Below are 4,743 nucleotides of genomic sequence, written 5' to 3'. Positions count from 1 at the left end.
GGACCGCACACCGCCTTCCACGTCGCCGCCGGCGGAGCGGTCTGCGTGCACTGCCGTCCCCCCGGCGCGGCGACCCCCGCGCCGGGTGTCCTCGACCTGATGGACGCGCTGAACCACGGCAGGTGGGACGGCACCGAGTCGATCGAGCCGGCGGTGCGTAGCCAGGCCAGCGGCTTGATCGCCGCGCATCTGCAATGGCATCTCGAACGGCGGCTGCGCACGCTCGCATTCGTCGAACGTTCCACCGACCGTGCGGCGACCGACACCGCCGGTGCCGTGGGGCACGGTACCGATGCTGTCAGGCAGGATGAGGACCGTGATTCGACGACGCGCCCCGCAAGCATCGCCTGACCGCGCGATCCGGCCCCCGGACCCACATCCGTCCGGGGCTCGCCCTCCGATCCTGCAGTCGGAGCTGATTCCCCGGCACGTCGCACTCGTCATGGACGGCAACGGCCGCTGGGCTCAGGAACGTGGCCTGCCGCGCACCGCCGGACACGAACGTGGCGAAGCCGTGCTCATGGACACCGTCGAAGGCTGCATCGAGATCGGCGTCAAGTGGCTCTCCGCGTACGCGTTCTCCACCGAGAACTGGAAACGCAGCCCCGACGAGGTGCGTTTCCTGATGGGTTTCAACCGCGACGTGATCCGCCGGCGCCGCGACGAAATGCACGAGATGGGTGTGCGAGTGCGATGGGCGGGGCGTCGGCCGCGACTGTGGCGCAGCGTCATCAAGGAACTCGAAATCGCGGAAGAACTCACCAAGGACAACGACGTGATGACCCTGGTCATGTGCGTCAACTACGGTGGTCGCGCCGAGATCGCCGACGCGACACGGGAGATCGCACGTCGCGTCGCGGCAGGAGAGATCGACCCCGAGAAGGTGACGGAGGCGACGATCGAGCGGTACCTCGACGAACCCGACATGCCCGACGTAGACCTCTTCCTGCGCCCGTCCGGTGAGCAGCGCACGTCGAACTTCCTGCTGTGGCAGGCCGCGTACGCCGAACTCGTCTTCCAGGACAAGAACTTCCCCGACTTCGATCGCCGCGACCTGTGGGCCGCGTGCGTCGAGTACGCCTCCCGCGATCGCAGGTTCGGTGGCGTCAAATGAACGAACTGCGGGAACGGATCGGTGCGGCACTCGTGTCGTTCGTCGACATGCACGCTCCGTCGGTCAACGGCGACGACTCGTTCGGATTCGACTATGCGGGTGTGCCCTGCGCGCTGCGGGTGGTCACGCTCAGCGAGGGCCTCGACGTCGTGTCGCTGACGAGCGTGCTCGGCTGGGACCTCGCCCTCGACGACGGACTGCGCCGCCGCGTCGAGTCCGCCGCGGACGCGGTCCAGTTCGGGTCGGTGCACGCCGTCGAACGTGGCACCGACGCCGATGTGGTGTTGCGCTACTCGTTCCCGGCGACCGGCCTGGGCGATACGGCGCTGACGACGATGTTGTTGCTGGTTCTCGGTGGCGCGGCCGATGCCCGTACCGCGATTGTCGATCCGGCAACACGAACCGACGAGGGGGAGCAGTGAACAAGAAGACAAGCAAGAAGAACGCGAACAGGAAGAATTCCGCCGAGAAGCCGGGCGTCGACACGGTGAGTGACGCGCAGGTGCCGGTCGAGGAACAGGTGCCGGTCGAGACACAGTGGTCGGTGCCGGTGGACACCGTCAGCGACGACGTACTTCGTGACGCTGTCCGACAGACCCTGGCGGATGTCCTCGATGAAGCGCCCGAACCCGACGAAGACGGCGATCTGCCGATCTGGCTCGGTGATGTGCTGACCTACGCGTCCGTCGATGCGGAGGACGCCGTCGTGGAACTCCGTACGTTCCTGGTCGAGCAGATCACCGGCCGCACCCGCGCCGCCGAGGTCCTCGGCGATCTGCAGTCGGAATGGCCGGATTTCAAGTTCGTGCTGCACAAGGACCGGGTGACGGCCGAACAGCGGGTCCCGGCGTCGCCGCTGGTGCCGCTGCACCTGATCCGGGCGGTCGGCGCGATCGTGCCGCTCATCGACGAGGTGCGCCTGCTGGCGTCCCGCCTCGGGGGCGAGGCGTGCGTGTTCGACGGGGACGATGCCGACAGTGCGGGCAGTCCTGGCGCCCTCGGTGAGTCGCTGCTTGCGGACGAGAACTGCGGCTGCGGGAATTGCGACTGCGGCTGAACTACCGACTACCGGAGCCGCTGGTCGTCGAAGCGGCGGACCCAGTCGAGAGTGGCCTGCCGGAGGTCGTATGTGCGGGGTGCGTCGATGAGGTGGATGTTCGGCCCGTCGGGATAGTTCTCGAATCGTGCCGGTCGTAGCGCGGCGTTCACGGCCCGGTAGGCGGCGGGAATGTCGCCGCGAGCGCGATCCCCGAGCATCGGGAGGGCACTCGCTCGGATCAGAGCTCCGGTGTCGTAGGCCGTGACGGTCGGCGGCGTGGCGCCGAGTTCGGTCGCCGCGTCGTGCAGTCTGCGTCGGACGGTGTCGCGGCCCCCGAGTGTCGCGAGGACCGCCTCGCCGAGGACCGTGAGCCAATTCACGGACTGGAAGCAGCCGGGCTTCGGCTGGACGTTGAACACGTCGCAGTCGAGGCCCGGGTACCGATGCAACCACGGCCAAGCCGCCCCGCGGCGGTGGTGGGCCATGCCGATCTCGTCGACGAGCGCGAACCCGGCGGTGCCGTGCTGGGGACGTAGGAGCGCCACCCACGAGAGCACTCGCTCGACGTATGCGTCAGCATCGCGGAGCGCGGACGACGGTGGCACGGAGACGGTCGCGTACGACAGCCACATGTGGCGTGGATTTTCCGCAGGCAGCATCGCCCAGGCCTGCCAGTGCGGCGGATTCTCGCACTCCAGCAACGCCAGGCTCAGCAGCCGGTCGGGCCGGTCGATGAGCGGCGCGATCGCGTCGTGGATGTTGCCGGGACACGCGTCGTGGACGTGGCGTGGCCGGTCGTCGTCGGTGCCCATCCACCGCTGGAACTTTCCGGGCGCGAGGCGGTATGCCTCCAGCATCATCGCCAGTGACGCTCGGCGAGGTTCGGGTCGATGCCCGCCGGCGACATAGAGCTGCATCGTGACTGCGAGCCGCTGTAGCGGTTTCCCGGTCTGCGGGGCCGGAACTGTCAGCTGATCGAGTGCATCGAGTTCACCCATGGCGTCGAGCACGGCTCAGTTCGAGTTCTCGCTGTTGCCGGTGGCGCAGTCGCGGCACGTGCCGAAGATCTCGACGGTGTGGCTGACGTCGGCGAATCCGTTGGACTCGGCGATCTCGTGGGACCACCGTTCGACCTCAGGTCCGTCCACCTCGACGGTGAATCCGCAGGTGCGGCACACGAGGTGGTGGTGGTGTCCCGACGAGCAGCGGCGATACAGCGATTCGCCGGTGTCGGTGCGAAGTACGTCGACGCTCCCGGCCTCGGCGAGTGACTGCAGGGTGCGGTACACGGTGGTCAGGCCGATGCCGTCGCCGCGTTTGCGCAGTGCGTCGTGCAGGTCCTGCGCGGATCGGAATTCCTCGATGTCCTCGAGCAGGGCCACGATCGCGCTGCGCTGTCTGGTGGAGCGGACCCCGACGACGGGTTTGCGGGCAGTGGTCACGCGAACTTCAGCCTTCCTGGGCGTGGGTTACGGCATCGACGACGATGTGGGCGAGGTGGTCGTCGACGAGGCGGTAGAGCACTTCGCGGCCGGACCGCTCCCCACGCACGACGCCGGCTGATTTGAGCACCCGGAGGTGCTGGCTTATCAGCGGTTGGGTCACTCCGAGCGCCCCGACCAGCTCGTGGACGCACCGCTCGGATTCGCGAAGTTGCAGCACGATGGCGATGCGGACCGGCGCGGACAACGCGCGGAGCAGTTCACCGGCGAGGACGAGGGTCTGCTGCGACGGAGGCGCGAGGTGGTCGCCCCGGCAATCGTGCTGGTCGGTGGGGACGGTCAACGGTTCTCCTTCGCTGCGGCGCCGTGTTGATGCAAACACCGATTGTTAATGCAAACCGATTCCATTTTGATATGCACAATTGTGCATGTCAACCGCGCCGGAATTCGGGGCTTCGCTGCGCGGGCGATAGGCTGGTCGCCGACGAATGTGCGAACCCCGCATCGAAGATGGAGAGTATCCGCGTGGCACCCAAATCCAAGATCGATACCGTCGCCAACCTCGCCAAGCGCCGGGGCCTGGTCTACCCGTGCGGTGAGATCTACGGCGGCACGAAGTCGGCGTGGGACTACGGGCCGCTCGGCGTGGAACTCAAGGAGAACATCAAGAAGCAGTGGTGGCGCAACATGGTCACCAGCCGCGAGGACGTCGTCGGCCTCGACTCGTCGGTGATCCTGCCGCGCCAGGTGTGGGTGGCTTCCGGTCACGTCGGTGTGTTCAACGACCCGCTCGTCGAATGCTTGAACTGTCACAAGCGGCATCGGCAGGACCATCTGCAGGAGGCCTACGCCGAGAAGCGCAAGCTCGACGACCCGGACGCGGTGCCGATGTCCGAGATCGCGTGCCCGGACTGCGGCACCAAGGGCCAGTGGACCGAGCCGCGCGACTTCAACATGATGCTCAAGACGTACCTCGGTCCGATCGAGAGCGAAGAGGGTATGCACTACCTCCGCCCCGAAACCGCACAGGGCATCTTCGTGAACTTCGCGAATGTCCAAACCACTGCCCGCAAGAAGCCGCCGTTCGGCATCGGCCAGATCGGCAAGAGCTTCCGCAACGAGATCACCCCGGGCAACTTCATCTTCCG

Annotated in this window: 7 protein-coding genes and 1 pseudogene; 5 read left to right on the top strand and 3 right to left on the bottom strand. The window is 67.0% G+C overall.

Annotated elements, in window-relative coordinates; all coding sequences use genetic code 11:
- The 4 genes from recO to WAX14_RS03705 all read left to right on the top strand — a co-directional run.
- Positions 1-351 (top strand): DNA repair protein RecO (gene recO, locus WAX14_RS03720; protein ID WP_422626745.1); only part of this gene is annotated, 351 nt, incomplete at its 5' end.
- Entirely contained in the window at positions 308-1,114 is an 807-nt protein-coding gene (locus WAX14_RS03715) for an isoprenyl transferase (protein WP_422626744.1), read from the top strand. The genes recO and WAX14_RS03715, both read left to right, overlap by 44 nt.
- Positions 1,111-1,536: a hypothetical protein gene (locus WAX14_RS03710; protein WP_422626743.1), complete on the top strand. Its 426-nt coding sequence runs from the start codon at positions 1,111-1,113 to the stop codon at positions 1,534-1,536. The genes WAX14_RS03715 and WAX14_RS03710 overlap by 4 nt, the downstream gene beginning before the upstream one ends.
- Entirely contained in the window at positions 1,533-2,171 is a 639-nt protein-coding gene (locus tag WAX14_RS03705) for a T3SS (YopN, CesT) and YbjN peptide-binding chaperone 1 (RefSeq protein WP_422626742.1), read from the top strand. The genes WAX14_RS03710 and WAX14_RS03705 overlap by 4 nt, the downstream gene beginning before the upstream one ends.
- An 8-nt stretch (positions 2,172-2,179) precedes the next feature.
- Here WAX14_RS03705 and WAX14_RS03700 read toward each other — a convergent pair whose 3' ends face one another.
- The 3 genes from WAX14_RS03700 to WAX14_RS03690 are packed head-to-tail and all read right to left on the bottom strand — an operon-like array spanning position 2,180 to position 3,938.
- Entirely contained in the window at positions 2,180-3,151 is a 972-nt protein-coding gene (locus WAX14_RS03700) for a type VI immunity family protein (RefSeq protein ID WP_422626741.1), read from the bottom strand.
- Between the two features lie 15 nt (positions 3,152-3,166).
- Entirely contained in the window at positions 3,167-3,595 is a 429-nt protein-coding gene (locus tag WAX14_RS03695) for a Fur family transcriptional regulator (protein ID WP_422626740.1), read from the bottom strand.
- A gap of 7 nt (positions 3,596-3,602) precedes the next feature.
- Positions 3,603-3,938, bottom strand: coding sequence for an ArsR/SmtB family transcription factor (locus WAX14_RS03690; RefSeq protein WP_422626739.1), 336 nt, complete (start codon positions 3,936-3,938; stop codon positions 3,603-3,605).
- 182 nt (positions 3,939-4,120) lie between these two features.
- Between WAX14_RS03690 and WAX14_RS03685 the strand changes: the two are divergent.
- Positions 4,121-4,743: pseudogene (locus WAX14_RS03685) on the top strand (glycine--tRNA ligase); the annotation flags it as partial.

Origin of the sequence: Rhodococcus sp. (in: high G+C Gram-positive bacteria) (assembly GCF_049299235.1) — a bacterium.
Lineage (GTDB): Bacteria > Actinomycetota > Actinomycetes > Mycobacteriales > Mycobacteriaceae > Rhodococcus.
The sequence above is the reverse complement of the archived record's forward strand: the minus strand, read 5'-3'. Positions and strand labels throughout refer to the sequence as shown.

What these genes read in the sequence shown, in the direction of transcription:
- WAX14_RS03710 (WP_422626743.1), top strand. Translation starts at nt 1,111, where the DNA reads ATGAACGAACTGCGGGAACGGATCGGTGCGGCACTCGTGTCGTTCGTC.
- WAX14_RS03700 (WP_422626741.1), bottom strand. Translation starts at nt 3,151, where the DNA reads ATGGGTGAACTCGATGCACTCGATCAGCTGACAGTTCCGGCCCCGCAG.
- WAX14_RS03715 (WP_422626744.1), top strand. Translation starts at nt 308, where the DNA reads ATGAGGACCGTGATTCGACGACGCGCCCCGCAAGCATCGCCTGACCGC.